This is a genomic window from Anabaena sp. FACHB-595 (genome assembly GCF_048568275.1).
Lineage (GTDB): Bacteria > Cyanobacteriota > Cyanobacteriia > Cyanobacteriales > Nostocaceae > Trichormus.
The window spans coordinates 12,946-30,946 of sequence record NZ_CP183474.1 but is presented as its reverse complement, the minus strand read 5'-3'; the positions used below and the strand labels follow the sequence as shown (position 1 = coordinate 30,946).

Sequence of the window (18,001 nt, the reverse complement as noted above, 5' to 3'; positions counted from 1 at the left end):
GCTAACTCTTTCATGCGTCTATAGGGGGGAATATGAATCTCGAACCTCATCATTTGCAAGAATGGCTCAACAGTGGCGTTGATGAAAAATTGATTTTGCTCAACGTGCGATCGCTCTTAGGAGACGAAATATACGAATACTTGTTGTATGCTTTACCCCAAACTGCCAGAAGAAACGACGGACGGCTACGGTTTGGGTATTTGCGACTATACGCCCACATCACTAATGCTTGGTGGGTCAGTGGACCCGCTCAACGACTGGCTGCCGATGGACTGGGGACGGTTGAAGCCTGATTGTCCGCGACTGGAATGGGAACAACACAGCAGGGGGAGGGGTGCAGCAGGGGGAGCAGGGGGAGAATTTAGTATTCATTCCTCCCCTGCCTCCCTTGCTTCCACTGCTTCTTCGCCGAAGCCAATCAAATACGAGTCTCCCCCCAAAACCCCGAACCGTCTGGGTTACTTCCGAGTTACCCTGAGCATTTGGCAGTTGGTATCTTTGCGCTATGACGTGCCGATGCCAGAGAATATCGTCATCACGCCAGAAGGTGAAGCTTTAGGATTCTGGGCTTGGGTGCTGGCACATCCCGAAATAACGATTACTCTTACCGAAGGTGAGAAGAAGGCGGCTTGTCTATTATCTCTGGGATTTGCCGCGATCGCACTCCCTGGAATATGGAATGGTCGCGTCGGCAAGGAAGATTTCGAGCGGCTGCACCCTGACTTAGTACCGATGGCTCAACCCGGTCGCAGATTCATCATCCTGTTTGATTACGAAACTAAACCCAAGACACAACTGCAAGTCTTTCAAGCCACACGCCGCACCGCCCATGTCATCCAAGACGCTGGCTGCGAGTGTAGTATCGCATTATTGCCAGGGCCAGAGAAGGGCATCGATGATTGGGTGGTGGCTTTAGGCAAGAAGGCTGACAAGGCAGTATCGGCAATGATTGCTGATGCCCTTACCCTGCAAGAATATCACCAGAGGTTTTTCTTCAAAAAGCCGAGAGGACTACATAAGTACAAGCCCAATGTCACAGTTAACACCCGTTATTTGTCCCAAGCCATCGGTTCCTTGCCTCAGTCTGGTTTGGTTGGCTTGGCTTCGGATATGGGTACTGGCAAGACAGAATTGATGGCTATTATCAGAAGAGATAACCCAGATTTGAGCTTTTTGAACAATGGGCATCGGGTGAGTTTGCTAAAGAATCTCAGCGATCGCCTGCTGACTGTCATGTACTCAGCGATCGCTTGCGGCGATTGGGCAGCCGTCCACGCTCTCAGCATCACCGTAGACTCATTGTATAAGATGGCAAATGATTTACGGGCTTATGAAATTATATTTATCGACGAAGCTTGTCAGTATCTCGCCCATTTACTCCAGTCCAAAACCTGTAAGGAACACCGGGGGCTGATTCTGGAGGTGTTAGAGTATCTGGTGTACAATGCCAAGCTGGTGGTTTTGGCTGATGCCCACTTAGACGATTTGACCATTGACTTCTTCAGGGCGATGCGACCCCAAGGCGAGAAACCCTTCATCATCAAGAATGAGTATCGGTCAGGCGATCGCAAAGTTCATTGGTATGAGGGTGATGACAGCAGCGCCATCGTTGCTCAAATCCATGTTCAGTTGATGTTAGGACTGAAGCCGATTGTCGTCAGCGATAGTAAACGATTCATCAAAAAGTTAGAACGCGCTTTGAATGAAGTAGCAGCGCAAATGTACAGGGGGAAAAAGGACAAGGGGCAGAGGGCAGCAACAATTCCCAACTTGGAGAATTGCGAATTGCCCGAAGATAATGCGCCAGAATCAGAAGATGACCGACAGCTTAGGATTTGGACTATTCACTCAGAAAATAGCGGTAGTGAAGAGAATATTATTTTCATCAGGGAGATTAACACCGCAATTCAATCAGTTGATGCGCTGTTAACTACTCCTAGCCTCGGTACTGGCGTTGATATTTCCACCTACCATTTTGATGTAATATTTGGGGTGTTTCACGCCGTTTCCCAATCAGCCACTGAATGCGTTCAACAGTTGTGGCGGTATCGTCCTAACGTCCCGATGCACGTTTGGGTAGCGCCTCGCCCTCCGTTTGGTTATGCGGAAACTAACCCCCGGCACATCAAAGAGAAAATCCTTCAGAAAAATGAAATGACCGCGTTTTTAATCCGCATCGACAAGGAAACGGGTCAGCGCGGCGCGGAAAAAGACTGGGCGTTAGATACGTATTGTCAGATTGAGGCGCAGAGGAACTGGTCTATCAATAATTTGCGTGCTGATCTGCGATCGCTTCTCGTGGAAATGGGTAACACCATTGTTCCAGCCGGGGATAAAATGGATGAAGCTGCACGGCATTTGATGAAGGCGGCGGGAAATGCCATTGACTCTGAACATTATCAGAAAGTGGCTAATGCCAAGGATATCGATAGAAAAACTTACACTGCTAGGCAACACCAGGACTACCTCAAGCCAGAAGAAGCTCTAGAGTGTGAGAAATTCCGTATTTGGGATACCTACGGTATGGCTGTTACACCTGAGCTAGTTGAGAAAGATGACGGCGGACGGCTCATTAAAAAGATTGTTGCACTTGAGGCTATCTTGGCAGCGCCAGGGGATGTTGTTACTGATGAGCAGGGGCGCGAGTTCGTTACGCCGCCTGATGTGGTGGTGGAACGGGATAAGGGGGAACGCGATCGCTTGGCTATTTGTACCGATTGGGGCAATCATTCCACATCCTGGCTCATACGTCATCGGTTGGGTTTGAGGGCGATATTGACAGATTTGATGGATGGGGTAGAGATTAAGGGAGATGAAGCGACTATTGAAGCATTGGCTGACTTCTCAAAACGTAATACCACCCATATCAAAGGCATCCTTAACTTGACTATACCTCTTGATGAGTCTCCAATTTGGATTTTAAGTCAATACCTGGGTCAACTGGCACTGTCTACCCAGTCGCGGCGGCCTTTAGAAGATGGTAAGCGTGTGAGGTATTACCGCTTAAGCACTGAGGATGTTGCGTTTACCCAGAAGGTTCTTGAGTATCGGCAACGGTTGAGGGATGAGAGGGAAAGGCGACGACAAGAGGAACGGGAGGCTCAGGCGGCGTATGCGGCTAGGATACAGGCTATGTATGGTATTGATGCCCCGTCCACACCCCCCATTAATATAATTGGAGATAATAATTGCGGGGGTATGGACGGACAGCTTGACCCCTGTGATTCTTGGTGGGGGCAGGTAAAATTTTATGCCCAACTGGCAATGGAACGGGTAGCTCATGGGGTGGAATCAGTCAAACAGTTCCTCAGCACCCTCACTAGTGATGAAAAATGGGGCGTGATGATGGCAATTGATGAGCAAGAGCCGCAGATGTTTGAGCAGTTGGTGGCACAGGCTCACGATTGGGTACAGTGGATGGGGTGAGTTTTTAGGTTTGGGGCGATTATACCGAGTTGATGCAATAACCTCCTAACTGGATTGAGCAACCGAGATAGTTACGTGAACAGAAGTTGCCAGCCAACGATAAAAATTGCTATATCTGCAAAAACATGGCTGATGTATCCAACCCAGATTGAGCGATAAGTTAAGTAGCACCATGACCATATCAGCCCGGCAATGAACACACCCAATGAACATAATGTTGTCGCACGCCAGTCGAAGTATGCTGCTAAACCAACAATATGATGAATTGTGAAAAACAATGCTGATAAAACTACAGCAAATGGACTAGACACTAGTATTTCACATTGGCGATAGACAAACCAACGCCAAACAAATTCTTCAAGTAAGGAATTAATAAATACCCAATACCCTGAACCTATCAAATAAATTACAAAATTATTCAATCCAATTTGTCTTGCACGTTCACGAACATATTCAACATCTATCCATTGTGAACCTAGCCACTTATAAGTCATTAAAATCATGCCCAACATCAATAATCCTAATCCCAGCCCAACTAATAAATCACGTCCTTGAGCCTGTTGAGCTTTTAGATGGAAATCCTCTGGCTCTATAAACACTAACCAGACAATTGGTACTAGTAACATCCAGATTTTAGAAAACAAAGCTACTGAAGTTCCTAAAATTCCGGGAAGATATAATCCAGCCGCTACCCCAACACTTGGAACTGGTACTAACAGTAACAGAGCTAGTATCGCTTTTCTATTTGAGATGGCTGTAAACATATAAAAACTTAGTAAAATTTACTCGTTATTAGCTATTACTAGTACCCAACTGTAGTTGTAATATATAACGAACTATAAAATTTTCATTTCACAATCAGCAATCAATTAAGTGACACTTTAGTATTTGTCACAATATTTAATTTCTATAAAATATCAATTTGATTTTTTAACTAAGTTTTATAAGTATCTATCTCTGAAAGAAAGCTTTAAAAATCTTCTAATGGATAATATTACTTGTGCCAAAATATCAAGTAGCACATTAATAAAGAGATGAAAAAATAAAATGTGTGCCATCAATATCCAAGCCTCCGACTTTACTCATGAGGAAATAACTGCAAATTGTGAATTGGAAATTGCGAATTGTTGTGACCCCTGTGATTCATGGTGGCAACAAGTAAAATCTTACGCTACGCTTGCGATGTCACGGGTAACGCATGGGGTTGATGCAGTCAAACAGTTCCTCTCCACCCTCAATAGTGACGAGCGCTGAGGCGTGATAATGGCGATTGATGAGCAAGAGCCGCAGATGTTTGAGCAGTTGGTAGCTGCGGTTCCCGATTGGGTGGTATTGATGGGGTGAAGAGTTACAGACAATCGCTTTGGAGTAGAGGCAATCAATTCCTGAAACACGTCTATACAAAAACCAGTTAGAATTGTAATTCTGCGAAATTTTTGGCTGGGATTTGAGAAGGTTCAGGATTAGGGGACAAAACTTTCACCATCCCTGCCTCTAAAAGTGCAGGGATTGTCTAAACCAATTTAGACAATGCAAAAGGTGAATACCGCATTGAGACAAGGTTTGGTAAACACGGCTAAATGCTTCCCTAGTTTAGCCCTCTGTAATTCTGATTGGTTCAGAAGTTGGGTAAAGCCAAGACATCTTAACCTTGTTGCGGGAAGGGACTAAAACAAGAAATTGGGTTATACCAAAATGCGAGTACCTGTAGTAGATAAAAACCACCAACCACTAATGCCCACAACACCCGCAAGGGCTAGGAAATGGGTAGAGTCGGGTAAAGCGGTAAAACGCACTTCAGACTGTGGACAATTTTATGTGCAACTTACTGGTGAACCATCTGGACGAGCAACCCAAGATATTGTTATTGGGATTGATCCAGGTAAAAAGTTTTCTGGGATCGGTGTACAGTCTGCCAAGTTCACACTGTACACGGCTCACTTGATTTTGCCATTCCAAACAGTGCGTGATCGCATGGACGCAAGACGATTAATGCGGCGTGGTCGCAGAGGTAGAAGGATTGATCGTAAGGTTAATTTTTTAAAACGCGCACATCGTCAGAAACGCTTTGATAATCGTCGTCAGGGTAAACTTCCACCTTCAATTCGCGCCAATCGTCAACTTGAGTTGAGAATTGTTTCTGAGCTATGCAAAATCTATCCAATCTCAGAAATTCGTTACGAGTACGTTAGGGCAGATGTAGACCTGACCAGTGGACGTAAAAAAGCTAGGAGTGGTAAAGGTTTCTCTGCGGTGATGGTCGGGCAGAAGTGGATGTTGAAGCAGTTAGAACAGTTTGCCCCAGTAGCGAAAGTCGAAGGTTATCAAACCGCGTCAACTCGTAAATACCTGGGACTGACTAAAAACTCTTCAGACAAGTCTAAGTCAGAATTTAATACTCATGCAGTTGATGGTGTGGCTATTGCAGCTACAGCTTTTGTTGAGTATCGCCAGTATCACACAGTAAAAGTTAATGGTGGCGATTGGTTTGGAAATGTTGTGATTACATTTGCGCTATTTAAACTAATTCGTCGTCCTCCTTACTCTCGCCGCCAACTTCACTTGATGGTTCCTGCAAAAAGTGGTGTACGTCGTAAATATGGCGGTTCTACAACTCGTCATGGCTTACGCAAGGGGGATTTAGTTACTTCCCCTAAAGGGATTGGCTATGTGTCAGGAGACACCGAAAAACAAGTATCTGTCAGCGACGCTAACTGGAAACGGTTAGGGCAGATTGCTTCTAGTAAAGTGCAGTTAATTAGCCGTTCCAACGGCTTAATTGTTGCCTAGAAGATATTTGTAAAGCCGCCCTCCGCGTTGCTAAAGGGCGGGGTTTCAAACCTATTTTTCTGATGATTAAGCTTGGCTCATTAGTGCAGTCCTCAAATAATACTTTGGGGACAGGTAAAGTAATTGAAGTATCTGGTGGCAGTATTGTTGTTGAGTATTTTAGTACCATAGGACAGCACTGGCAAGAACATTTACCCTTACAATCGTTGTCTGGGGTTATACTAAGACCTCAAACGCGATGTTATGTTCAATTAAAAGAGCAAGATAAATATAAATGGGTAATTGGCAGAATTTCTGGATGGGATGAAGACATCCAAAGGTATGAAATTGATTTGCCAGGGCAGAAATCTATAATTAAATCAGAACAAGAAGTTTATGTCCGTTGTAATTTAACAATAAAAGATCCGGTTGAAACACTAGCAATCAAGGCACACGAAACACCCTATTTACACGACAGAAGGTCAGCTTTAATCAAATGCTTAATCCAGCAGAGGGCTGTAAGTCGTGGGATGAGTGGACTAATTTCATCCAATATTCATCTTTACCCTCATCAAGTAGAAGTCATCAGGCAAGTATTACAAGATTCAGTTCAACGCTACATATTAGCTGATGAAGCCGGACTGGGAAAAACTATTGAAGCTGGTGTAATTCTGCGCCAATATCTACTTGATGAGCCAGAAAAAAAAGTAGTAGTCTTGGTTCCAGGGAAATTACTACAACAATGGAAAAATGAGTTAGAGAATAAATTCTATATTTCTTCGTTTCCTACAAGAGTAGTAGTGCTGGCATACGAGGATTCGTCCAAAATTAATGCACAGAAAAATATTGGCTTGCTAATTTTGGATGAAGCCCACCACATTGCCGCAATGGCTAATTCCCAAGATAGCAAACTACGCCAGGATTTTGAAATCTATAAGTATCTAGCCCATAGAAGCGAACACTTACTTTTACTATCTGCAAGTCATATTCTTCAATGTGAGCAAGAGTTACTAGTTCTGCTGCATTTACTTGAGCCTAAAATTTATCAACTCAATAATCTAGAAGATTTTCAGCTAAAAATTAATAAAGATAAACTGCTAGCTCAACTTATCTCCTCATTAATAAATGAGGAAAATACTTCTAATGTCCACAATGGTTTAAAGCAATTACAAACATTATTACCCGAAGACAAGTATTTATTAACTTTATTAGGTAAATGGGAAGATGGCTTAAACACTGATTCGTCTGCTCATACTAAAACCCTTAAAGAAATTTGCAGTTATATTAATGAAAACTATCGACTGTATCAGCGAATACTGTCTAATCGTCGTGCTTATCTAGAAGATGACACATTTAGCCGCAATATTACACCCAAGGAAGAATACGATTTAGATGAGAGGTCGCCTGATATTCATGAACTGCTAGAGAAATGGCGTACTATTGCCCCCAAACAGGAAGCTTATAAACGCATTTTTCTGCTGTTGTTCTTAGCTTCTGGTACGTGGTTAGGTATTTTAGAGCGAGTAATAGCCGCACGCCAGAGTGGAGTGCGTCATCCATTGCTACTTAAAGAGTTTAGTAGTGATGATGTCAATCTCTTAACTGAAACTCCCAAGTTTGAAGGTGAAGAAGAGGTTTTAACCTCTTTACGCCAAATTATTAATCAACCTTCAGAAGACGGAGATCGAATTGAACTATTAAAAATCATCATTCTCTACCGCTTATCAGAAATTTTTGGTTTGCAATCATTTCGCAGCGACCTTAGCAAACTAAGCGAGAGAATCCGGCAGAGAATTTCTAGACCTATTCCTGGTGATTATTTGCCAAAGATATTGATATTTACCAGTTTTGGACAAACCTGCTTAGAAATCGCTCGTTCACTAGCAAATGCTTTTGGTACAGAAACTATTGCTGTCCATCAATCAGAACAAAGTTGGGGAGAAATCGAGAAAAACTTACAGCAGTTTTACACTAATCCTAATTACTTTATCTTTATCTGTGATGTTTCTGCACAGGAGGGTCATAATTTTGGATTTGTTGATTGGGTAATTAATTTTGACCTACCTTGGCAACCACATCAATTAGAACAGAGAATTATTAGATTCGACCAAATTGGGCGTTCTAAAAATATTGATTTTACCGTACTAGTTGGCGCTGATTTAGATGATAGTCTTCATTATGCTTGGTATCAACTTTTAAAGGATGGATTTTCCATTTTTACTGAGTCTATAGCTAGTTTCCGATTAGATAATGAATTATCACATCTAGAACAAAGCTTGTTTCAAATAGGCGCTATTGGTTTACTCAAACAAGTAGAATCCATCAAAAACACAATTGCTCAAGCGCAATCCCAGGTGATTGCAGAACATAAATTAAATAAGGCTCTGCTTGGAGAGAATGACGATACATTTTTTCCAGAGCTAGATAGTTACGATCTTAATCATCTGGAAATTAAACGAGCTATAGAAGGTTGGATTGATAATTCACTAAAATTCAAATCTGTTTATCACCCAGATTTAGCAAATGTCAAGTATTATCAAGCAACTAAGTATACTTTAGTCCCTCTCAACGAGTTGAAATCTCGCTTTATCCATAGCAATCTCAACCAATTTGGTACTTATGACCGCCAACTAGCAAACCACAATCCTGGTATCAAACTTTTTCGTATAGGAGAAGGGTTGGTAGATGCACTTTCCAGATATATAGAATGGGATGACCGTGGTCAAGCTTTTGCTCTTTGGCGACAAGATTCATCTTGGGACAGCAGTGAGGGCATGGAATGGTTTGGTTTTCAATGTAACTATTTAGTTGAATTTAATCTGGAAAAAGCCAAGCAGATTTTTACAGATTATCAACTTGATAATTCTCGGTTTAACGTCTTGAAGCGTCAGGTAGACGCTTTATTTCCACCATTGATTGAAACTATCTTTATTGATGCTCGTTCCGAAATACTTAGTGAAGTTCAGGATGAATTACTCTTGAGTATATTACAACGCCCATATCAAAAAGATAAAACTTCTCATGAAGTACAAGATCATAATCTTGCTAAAGAACGTTTAGGAATCATTGACAATTTTATTGCGCCTACTAATTGGTCTAAAGTTTGTCAAGAAGTTAGTAATACATCAAGGACGTTACTCACCCAACGTCAACACTTGATTCAACTATGTCAACGTTATGCTCATTTAGCAGAGCAGAAACTAGCTGCTAAAGTAGAGCAGTTAAATTTACGTTTGAATACACAAGCTTGGGATAATACTCTAGCTGAAGAATTGAAAATCGAAAGGCTTTTGAAGTCCGCTATCGTTCAAGGCATTCATCAGCCACAACTTAAACTTGATTCTGTTGGTTTTATTGTGATATCTGCTCACTCTCCTACCCATTTTTAATCTCTCCCTCACTGTAACCGAGTTCATACATACTCGCCGCTTGAGTATCATGCTCTGGTGGTGCTTTGGGTTTTCCCGCCCAAGCATCAGATTTTCCTAAGTTAACCGAATCTTCATCACTCATCCCAGAACCGGACTTGTCCAAAGCAGGATGTTTGCAACGTCAATCACAGCTTTTGTTATGGGCATTAATATTTAGTTTTGGGTTTTAGTAATACCACTAAAGTATGATTTACAACTACATAACTCGGATAGTATGTTTTGCGTATAGGAACTCTAAAACTTGTAATAAAAATTTATATATTCTTCAATATGAAATTACGCAGTATTTATCAAGCTAGTTTAAGAGGATGTTTGAAAAGTTATAGGGAGTCAAAATTAAGCCAATCGCTTCACCATAATACGGATCATTGCAAGGTAGATAAATGTTTCTGAGGTTTCGGGTAATAATTCATAATCTCTAACCAATCGCCGACATCCCATGAACCAGCCAAAAGTGCGTTCTACCACCCAACGTTTTTTGAGCAAAACAAAGCCCTTGGTTTGCTCTGGCCGCAGCACCACCTGTACAATCCAACGACAAAAATTCATGACCCACTGCATGAACGGTTCCCCATCAAAGCCACCATCAACCCAAATGGTGGTTAAGCGATCTTTCGCCTGAGATTGTTTAACTCGTTTGAGAACTTGTTGACCACCAGCACGCTCACCCACATTGGCAGCCGTCACCAAGACTCGTAGTACTAATCCCAAGGTATCGACTGTGATAAATCGCTTACGCCCTTTAATTTTCTTACCTGAATCAAAGCCTACGTCTTGACTCAGCATCGCCGCACTTTTGACGCTTTGACTATCGATGATCGCTTCTGATGGATTCTTGTGTCGTTCCTGCTCTATCCGCACCCACTCCCTCAGCCTGTCGTGGATGTGTAACCACGTTCCGTCTTTACGCCAGTTACGGAAATATGTGTACACTGTTTGCCAGGGCGGAAAATCTCCTGGTAGCCCTCGCCATCTCACTCCTTCTACCAAAATATAGAAAATTGCATTTAGGACTGACCACATATCCACTTCACGCTTACGTCCACCGGGTTTTGCCTCTGGAATCAGGTCCCTGATCAATTCATATTGCTCACGGGTCAGATTGCTGGGGTATGCTTTACTCATGTCGCTCTCTCGGTGCTGTTTGTTATCTATTCACAGCTTATACCGAGGGAGTTTTTTTACAACATCCCCTACTTTTCAAACACCCTCTAACAGCGCTTGTATTGACTGGTTTAGGAATAGCTATTTGTCAACCCAGTAGCGCAGCAACAGTTTACTCTGTCCTTGACCTTGGTAAGTTGCTCCCAGAGGGAACAGATATCCGTGCAGCTAATATGAACAATCAAGGTCAGGTCGTTGGCTTGATGAGCTACTACGATCCCTTGAAGGACAATCAGATAGAATTTCATGGCTTTCGCACGACTCCTAATAGTCCTATCAATCCAATTACGGATTATATCGACCCTCCAAATGGTGGATTTGCTTCCCCTTCTGCTATCAACGATTTAGGTCAAGTCGTTGGTCTTATACCTTTTGGTAATCCTGAGTGGAATTTATACGAAGCATTCCGAACCTCTGCTAATAGTCCAGTCAATGCAGCAACAGATAAACTTGGTCTTGTTGGTCTTGGTAGTTTTAGCTTCGCTCAAAGTATTAATAATGCTGGTCAAGTAGCGATTGTGACATCTTCTCGATTTTTAGGTTCATTCTCTTACCGGACTACTCCTAATAATCCAGTTAACCAAGCAACAGATGATATTGGTTCACTCGGTGGTATTGTTAAGGATGTACCGTCTTTTGGAGCTAGATTTACCTCGGCTTTTGCCATCAATGATTTAGGTCAAGTAGTGGGAGCGTCTTGGGACATCAATTTACAAACCCATGCCTTCCGTACTGCACCCAATAGTTCAATTAATCCAAATACAGATGACTTGGGGACATTGGGCGGCTCCTACAGTGAGGCTAAGGCGATTAATAACTTAGGTCAAGTTGTTGGTTTTTCAACTACGGCTAATGGTGAAACTAATGCTTTTTTAACAGCACCTAATAGTCCAATTTCAAATAATAGTAATTTGGGTACACTGGGTGGTTCATTTAGTCTAGCAAATGACATTAATAATTTAGGTCAAGTTGTTGGTGAATCAACTACAGCGAATGGTGAGCGTCGGGCTTTCTTATATAAAAATGGTCAAATATTTGACCTTAATAAGCTAATTACTTCTTCACTGGACGTCACTCTTAATTCTGCTATTGCAGTTAATAATTTTGGGCAAATTTTAACTAATTCAGAATTTATTGATCCAGATGGTAATCGTTTAAGAAACCGGGCATTTCTTCTCACGCCTATTGCTTCTTCTACTGATGTACCTGAACCATCTCTAAGTCTAAGTATCTTAATATTGGCGGCTATAGCAATATCAACAAACCGTCTGCTGCTGTATAAATGATACTGAGTAGCATACCCTCTTTTATACTTAACATTAATTGATTGCCTTACGTCTAATGGTCATATCTCACACCCAACCCCATCCCGATCCCTATCAAAGTTATGTGGATCTGGCTGATTCACCCTAAATCTGCGGTAAGGAATGTCACGGCAATCTAAATCTGCTGCATTGGGCGGAATGCAAAAATCTGGGTAGGAAGGATCACACTGTTGTTGCGATCAGCTACGCTGGGCGGTTACAGCATCGCACTTGAGAGGGCGCAGTATTTTTCTTGCCTCGCCTGAAATCCCACAGCATCACAGAGTTGCTGGTGTAAGTCGATAAGCATAGCGATGGGCTGCGCCCCGCCATAGGCGATCGCTATGCTTGAGGCGCTTGAGAATGATTTAAGCCAATGGTACGGTAATCGACATAAGTCATGTGATAACTATTGCCATTTCTATTCCATTGCTCTCATGGGTCTGATGTTCTTTCTTATCAAAAAACCCAGCCATGATGACTAGGTTTCTGATGAGGTATATGCCCTCAAGGTTTAGTTATAAAAGTTATTTCTTAGGTTGTCTTCAACTATAAATTACTGTAGTTATCTAGTAATTCAAGAAAACAACTGGCTTGATTAAGATATGTCTTACTGACGGTATGGCTAAGTTGAGATAAGAGAATATACTGAAATTATTTGTCAATCATCTGCAATATATGTATTCCTACAGTTATTGCTTAAGTATATCCTTTTTAGTAAATCCTAAGTTCAGCAGTATTTAGTTACATCTTCACCACAGTCATCTGCTAAATACATCAAGCATTTAAAACGAAGCAGAACTATTTGTTCATAAAAAGGGTTTAACTTACACAAAGGTGGAATTTGAAATACCTTTCGTCCTAAAATAGACACAGTTCTCTCAAATGGGCAATGAGAAGGAATCAAACCACACAAGAATCTGGCTATTCTAGCATCATTGATTTCTATAACTTCAAGTTGATATCTTAACTGGTTTAATAAACTATTATTCCATTGAGCTTTATTTATTAAGTTCATGATTTCAATTTGTCTAATGAATTTATTACTCCTATAAATTACAACTATCTATAGTAAATAACATAGTATAATTACCAAACTATTTTTCCAGTTTCCGAAAATCAATTTATTTCTCAGTAATACTGCTTAACAGCGTATTAAGACACTTAGTTTCGGCACAAGGTAATAGAGTATGTATTTACTCGCAAAACAGACACACTCTCTAGCATTAATTACAATCAAGCTCAAGCTAAAATCTTTGACATCGCTTCTACCTAAGCAGTATCCACCTTTTGATAACAAATTATGCTTTGGGCGATCGCTACTATTATCTGGGTGCTGCAATGCCTTATCATGACTCTGGTCGCATTCAGCCAACGCCATTGGAACCACAGCAACTCAACATCTTCGCCAACAATACAATTACGCCCAGCTACGGCAGTAAAGTAGACACTCTGCTGATGAGTGCTGATGCCTTACAAAAGTGGAAATCGCGCATACTGACTCATCAGCAACAGGTAAGAGTAAACCAATCACCACAGCAAGCTACACTGTTTGACCTAGCGCCTACACATTGTGATCCGGAGGCAATAGACCCGTTCACGTTGCATTTACAACCAATGGCTTTTTACCGGATGCCGGATGATTTTGGTCAAGCTGCTTTGTACTTTGTCATTGATTCTGCCGCTTCCCTATTGCTTTATGTTGGAGAAACCAAGCGCAGCAATAAACGTTGGCGAGGAACTCATGATTGCAAACATTACATTGGCAGTTACCAAGACCTACACTATCACTATCAAATGGAAACGGCTGTTAACATTGGTTTTTGGTGGGATACGCCTGTTGAGCGACGAGCGCGGCAGCAGTTGGAGTTGAGTCTGATATTGAAGTGGCGATCCCCATTCAACAAGGAAAATTGGGAATTGTGGGGGCAACCTTTTAAATAAGGCTGTTAATTCGCTAAAAAATGTAACATGGGTAATTAAGTTAAATTTATATAAAGAAAGTGATTAATTAAATCCATACTCATAGTAGATTTAAAATTTAATCTAATTACCATTATCAATACGTATTCTATTAAGTTTTAGTTAATTGATCATATTCAAATGAACCAAAAGCGGAAAAACAATTCTAGTAACCCAAACCTTAAACAACTAAAACAAAGACACAGATTTTTTCTTAACTCTTATAAAGATTGCGCTTTTACTAAATGTCCCAAATGTGAAACGAAAACAAAAGTTCGTAAATTTCCTTTAGTCATTCACATTGAACCACAACAGTTATTTTTGTTGAACAAACAGTGTAAATATTGCCCAAGCTGTGACTTAATCATCGCTAAGAAACAAGAAATTGAACCATTGATGGCTGCTGCCTTTATTCAAAATAATCCCAAAATCATAGGCAATAATTATGTAGTTATGGGAACTGTTGATAAAAAAGATTGGCGAGAAGGTGATAAAAATCTACTTTCTCCCTCAGAAATGGTAGGGCGTATATATATATTCAAAGATGTTTGGGATTTTGAAGTCATTCCCGCAGGCTGGTATCCTAGTGAAGAAAAATAAGGAATTAACAGAAAATTGTTGATAAAATAGTTTTTCAAATTCTAGTATTACTCTAATGAAGTTCAAAGAATGACTCTTGCCCCAAATGCTTCACATATTTTTGTACTAGAGCCTGAAGATTATTTGACTCACCTATGTTAATCCAATCATCAATTCTTCCTAAAAAACAATATCTTTGCGTAATAAATATCCGTTTAGGTTCATCAATTAAAACAAACTGAAGCATTGGTGAATAAGAAATGGAACGCTTAAGTATAGTTTCTGCTTCTTTTAATTTATCCCCTAAAGAGTAACTAAACAGTTCTGACAATAGATTAACATTCTGATTAGGTGTATATATAGTAATTATTTCTTGCTTTATGTCTATTTGATAATCCTGTAATCTAGAAAATTTCTTCATCCCTGACTCTACAATCATTTTTTCTTCATCAGTGATAATTTTAGGTTGAATTTTTCGTAGAAAAACTTGAGCGTTAGGATTTTCATAAATTTCATAACCTTCAGGTATAGCTTCTAATATATTTCCTTCAGCTTTCATAGAGAAGAAATACTTGGGCTTACCAGTTTTGGTAGTGCCTTGATGAAGATAATACACCTGTTCTTTTCTATTTATGTACTGTATTAGCATTTTTATAAATACTTCAATACTTACTTTGTTTGATAATTACTTCTAAAATTAATGATAGTTTACTTTTTCTTGGAACGATTTTTTCTCCGAGACTGCTTTTGCATTTTTTTCTTGTTCCTATCTTTATTTTTAGATTTTTTGGATACTCCAAGGCTAAATCCTTCTGGAATAAAAATATTATATGATGGATATTTCTCTTGTGGCTGGAAACAACTCCAATTCTCCATCTCTAAGATCACATCTTTAATAAAAGAATACTTGGGATTTTTACGTAGCCTATTTAAAGCTTCTTCTTTTTCTACTACTAGATAAGTGCTTACATCTTCCTGGTCAATAAAAAACAAATCAACTGAGTTTTGCTCAAAAGCCCGATTTATTTGTTCTTGCAGTTCGACTGCACAAAGCTGTGCGCTATTGGTTACTAAAGTAGTTTGGATATAATGATCTTCTTTATCTAAAGTTGAAAACAGCTTGGCATAATATTGTATAACCTGTTCTCTAGTAATAACTTCTTGAGCTATTAAAACTAATAATGCTTCTAATGCAGCACCCCTTACATATTCATTAGCTTTTGAATTTTCTATAAGTTGTTTTATCGGCTCAATCCTTCCGCCACTAACGCAAGCGAGTATTCTACCTAAATCCTCAGTTACTATATCTCCAGTTACATCTAATGCAACATCACCAGGAACTGAAAAAAACTTGATAATTGTAGGGTATGCTGACTCTTCCCTAAACTGTGCTAGTAAATATAAAGCATGAATATGTAAAATATAGTCTTCTTTCTCTAATAGCTGTTCAAGATTCTCACTTAACTTATCTAAAGTTGATATTAATATAGGTGTAATAGCTTCTCTCTGCTCGATGGCTGCTTCTAAAGCTAAACGGGGGAAAGTTTTAGTATTAATTTCTAGTTGAGCTAAAATTTCTTCTACTTGCATCTATCGAAAAACGGTACTAACAGTCTTTAACTTGAAGTAGTTTATCAAACTATGTGTCAAGGCGTAGGTTCTGCTCTGATAAACTTTGCTCTTAATTGGATGAAAGCGACGGGAATTTCCATTGCTATGGTCGAAACTGGAGGTGATCCTGGTCATGCACCAGCACGTTGTACCTATGAAAAACTGGGTTTTGGGTTGTTCCCAGTTGCTAGGTACTTCAAGAAACTGTAAAGGGCTTTCCCCCTGCGATCGCCATCATCTTTGGTTAAGATTTGGCATACCTCACTGATTTAATAGCTATTGGGTAGTTCCTTTATATACTAAAGTGAATAAAAGCTGCACGGAACGCGATAAACCACACTGCCAGCGTTGCAAATAGGTAAAGATAGAACCGAAGTATAACGAGATTGAATATGCAATGAACCACACTATGCAAGACACGAAACAAAACGAAAATCCACGCAGCATTCACATAGACTGTATCCACCTGCTGCGTGATAAACAAATAAAGTAAAAGCGCATAAAAAAGTACCGGAATCTCAAACAGGTTTTTCAGATTATCAGATGGATTAGATACACTTGGGGGTGAAATTTGTGCCAGTGTATTAGGTACAGCTAGGTCTTGGGGTTTAAGTTTTCTACTTGTGATGAAACTAATACGACGAATGTACATATACACCCAGACCAAGAGTGTTAAAAACATTGATGCAAAAAAGGGACTAAAGATTGCGTCTTGTCTCATTGGTTCCTCTTAAATTTTTTCATTCTGCTGATGGGTAAAGCATAAAGCTTGCTATACAATGCGTGTAGAATTTCTTGATTGCTTCTTATCTCAAAATCGAATTGAGATTAAAGTTAATATAGTCTCTGTGCTGCGATGCTCCTAGACCTCGAAAGAGTACACTTGAGTCAACTTTACTCATGACAATTCCCCTAAAGCTGATTTTTGAAACCATCAACCAAGCCCCTAGTGAGCATGAACTACGATTACAAGTTGTGCCACAAATTGGGGAGTATTTTGGGGCAAAACGATATTCCATCTTTTTCTTTGAGCAATTATCCTTAGCTGCTGATAAAAATCTTCAGAAAATTCTCAAAATTGCATTATCCATTGAACACAATCCCATAGCGCATTATTTGGTAGAACGTCATGCGCCTGTCCATGAAGCATTAGTGATGTCACCAAAGGCTTGGAAAGTCATTTGTCCCCGCCAAGATCATTGGCACGTTATGGCGGGGCCGATCATTAACCGCAATCAAATAGTCGGCGTAGTAGGTTGCACCCGTGAAAAATCAATGCCTGCCTTTGATACACAAAATCTCACCGATTTGAGTTCTATTTGCTTGCACCTATCTGTTTGGGCTGCAACAGTTGATTCACAATCTACTGCCACAGCAAAGTCGCACCACTATCCTTTTCAAAGCGATGCCTGCGGCGGGCTACGCCAACACTTAACACCTCGTGAGTTACAAATTGCTCAGTTGGTTGCTTTGGGGCTAACTAACGCAGAAATTGGGCATCAGCTTTGGATTACTGAAAATTCCGTCAAGCAAGCTTTAAAGCGAATGTTTCGTAAGCTTAAAGTTTCGTCTCGTGCAGAGATGGTTGCACAGCTTTTAGCTAGAAAGCATTATTCACCAGAGGCAAATTTAGATACATTTTACTTAGTGCCGAACTCCCAGCAATAACCTTTGAGTTTGGTGAACCTAAATTTTTCTCAAAGGCTACATCAGCCTAACCGTCATACCAATTCACAATTCGCAATTCGCAATTAA

General features: G+C 40.4%; 16 protein-coding genes and 1 pseudogene. 10 read left to right on the top strand and 7 right to left on the bottom strand.

All coding sequences use genetic code 11. The annotated features are described in order from the left end of the window. Positions 1-32: 32 nt before the first annotated feature. Together ACN222_RS26955 and ACN222_RS26950 are read left to right on the top strand one after the other, a co-directional pair. Entirely contained in the window at positions 33-293 is a 261-nt protein-coding gene (locus ACN222_RS26955; protein ID WP_419756915.1) for a hypothetical protein, read from the top strand. Further along, the gene (locus tag ACN222_RS26950) at positions 241-3,426 is read left to right on the top strand and encodes a plasmid replication protein, CyRepA1 family (RefSeq protein ID WP_419756914.1); all 3,186 of its coding nucleotides are present in this window, start codon (positions 241-243) and stop codon (positions 3,424-3,426) included. Before ACN222_RS26955 ends, ACN222_RS26950 begins: the two co-directional genes overlap by 53 nt. 71 nt (positions 3,427-3,497) lie before the next feature. On the opposite strand, the gene ACN222_RS26945 is transcribed toward ACN222_RS26950, so the two are convergent. Continuing rightward, positions 3,498-4,190: a CPBP family intramembrane glutamic endopeptidase gene (locus tag ACN222_RS26945; RefSeq protein WP_010999589.1), complete on the bottom strand. Its 693-nt coding sequence runs from the start codon at positions 4,188-4,190 to the stop codon at positions 3,498-3,500. A 283-nt stretch (positions 4,191-4,473) separates the two neighbouring features. On the opposite strand from ACN222_RS26945, the gene ACN222_RS26940 reads away from it, so the two are divergent. From ACN222_RS26940 to dpdE, 3 genes are all read left to right on the top strand, one after another. Beyond that, positions 4,474-4,680, top strand: coding sequence for a hypothetical protein (locus ACN222_RS26940; protein ID WP_010999588.1), 207 nt, complete (start codon positions 4,474-4,476; stop codon positions 4,678-4,680). Between the two features lie 441 nt (positions 4,681-5,121). Then, positions 5,122-6,216 carry an RRXRR domain-containing protein gene (locus tag ACN222_RS26935; protein ID WP_044523571.1) on the top strand — a complete coding sequence of 365 codons (1,095 nt, stop codon included), beginning with the start codon at positions 5,122-5,124 and terminating at the stop codon, positions 6,214-6,216. 83 nt (positions 6,217-6,299) lie between these two features. Further along, a complete protein-coding gene (gene dpdE, locus ACN222_RS26930; RefSeq protein ID WP_309295020.1) occupies positions 6,300-9,584 on the top strand; it encodes a protein DpdE in 3,285 nt (1,094 codons plus the stop codon). Here dpdE and ACN222_RS26925 read toward each other — a convergent pair. Continuing rightward, complete coding sequence (locus ACN222_RS26925; protein WP_168371007.1) at positions 9,571-9,708, bottom strand: hypothetical protein; 138 nt, start codon at positions 9,706-9,708, stop codon at positions 9,571-9,573. The two genes, dpdE and ACN222_RS26925, sit on opposite strands and share 14 nt — an antisense overlap. Before the next feature lie 254 nt (positions 9,709-9,962). Continuing rightward, entirely contained in the window at positions 9,963-10,751 is a 789-nt protein-coding gene (locus ACN222_RS26920) for an IS5 family transposase (RefSeq protein ID WP_010999585.1), read from the bottom strand. Here ACN222_RS26920 and ACN222_RS26915 point away from each other — a divergent pair. Beyond that, positions 10,739-12,076, top strand: a complete 1,338-nt coding sequence (locus ACN222_RS26915; protein ID WP_010999584.1) for an HAF repeat-containing protein — start codon at positions 10,739-10,741, stop codon at positions 12,074-12,076. The genes ACN222_RS26920 and ACN222_RS26915 overlap by 13 nt on opposite strands. A 748-nt stretch (positions 12,077-12,824) precedes the next feature. Here the strand turns inward: ACN222_RS26915 and ACN222_RS26910 are convergent. After that, positions 12,825-13,112 carry a Mo-dependent nitrogenase C-terminal domain-containing protein gene (locus tag ACN222_RS26910; protein WP_010999583.1) on the bottom strand — a complete coding sequence of 96 codons (288 nt, stop codon included), beginning with the start codon at positions 13,110-13,112 and terminating at the stop codon, positions 12,825-12,827. A gap of 272 nt (positions 13,113-13,384) precedes the next feature. Between ACN222_RS26910 and ACN222_RS26905 the strand changes: the two genes are divergently transcribed. Next, positions 13,385-14,038, top strand: coding sequence for a GIY-YIG nuclease family protein (locus ACN222_RS26905; protein WP_237087583.1), 654 nt, complete (start codon positions 13,385-13,387; stop codon positions 14,036-14,038). A 159-nt stretch (positions 14,039-14,197) separates the two neighbouring features. After that, the gene (locus ACN222_RS26900; protein WP_010999581.1) at positions 14,198-14,656 is read left to right on the top strand and encodes a hypothetical protein; all 459 of its coding nucleotides are present in this window, start codon (positions 14,198-14,200) and stop codon (positions 14,654-14,656) included. A gap of 52 nt (positions 14,657-14,708) precedes the next feature. Here ACN222_RS26900 and ACN222_RS26895 read toward each other — a convergent pair whose 3' ends face one another. Continuing rightward, positions 14,709-15,194, bottom strand: a complete 486-nt coding sequence (locus tag ACN222_RS26895) for a hypothetical protein (RefSeq protein ID WP_231865594.1) — start codon at positions 15,192-15,194, stop codon at positions 14,709-14,711. A 149-nt stretch (positions 15,195-15,343) separates the two neighbouring features. Beyond that, positions 15,344-16,225, bottom strand: a complete 882-nt coding sequence (locus tag ACN222_RS26890; RefSeq protein ID WP_010999579.1) for a DUF1186 family protein — start codon at positions 16,223-16,225, stop codon at positions 15,344-15,346. 57 nt (positions 16,226-16,282) lie between these two features. Here ACN222_RS26890 and ACN222_RS26885 point away from each other — a divergent pair. Continuing rightward, positions 16,283-16,456, top strand: a pseudogene (locus tag ACN222_RS26885) (GNAT family N-acetyltransferase); the annotation flags it as partial. Between the two features lie 82 nt (positions 16,457-16,538). Here the strand turns inward: ACN222_RS26885 and ACN222_RS26880 are convergent. Further along, a complete protein-coding gene (locus ACN222_RS26880) occupies positions 16,539-16,898 on the bottom strand; it encodes an MAPEG family protein (protein WP_231865603.1) in 360 nt (119 codons plus the stop codon). A gap of 248 nt (positions 16,899-17,146) precedes the next feature. Here ACN222_RS26880 and ACN222_RS26875 point away from each other — a divergent pair, with 248 nt between their 5' ends. After that, the gene (locus ACN222_RS26875) at positions 17,147-17,914 is read left to right on the top strand and encodes a helix-turn-helix transcriptional regulator (RefSeq protein WP_010999576.1); all 768 of its coding nucleotides are present in this window, start codon (positions 17,147-17,149) and stop codon (positions 17,912-17,914) included. The last annotated feature ends 87 nt before the right edge of the window (positions 17,915-18,001 follow it).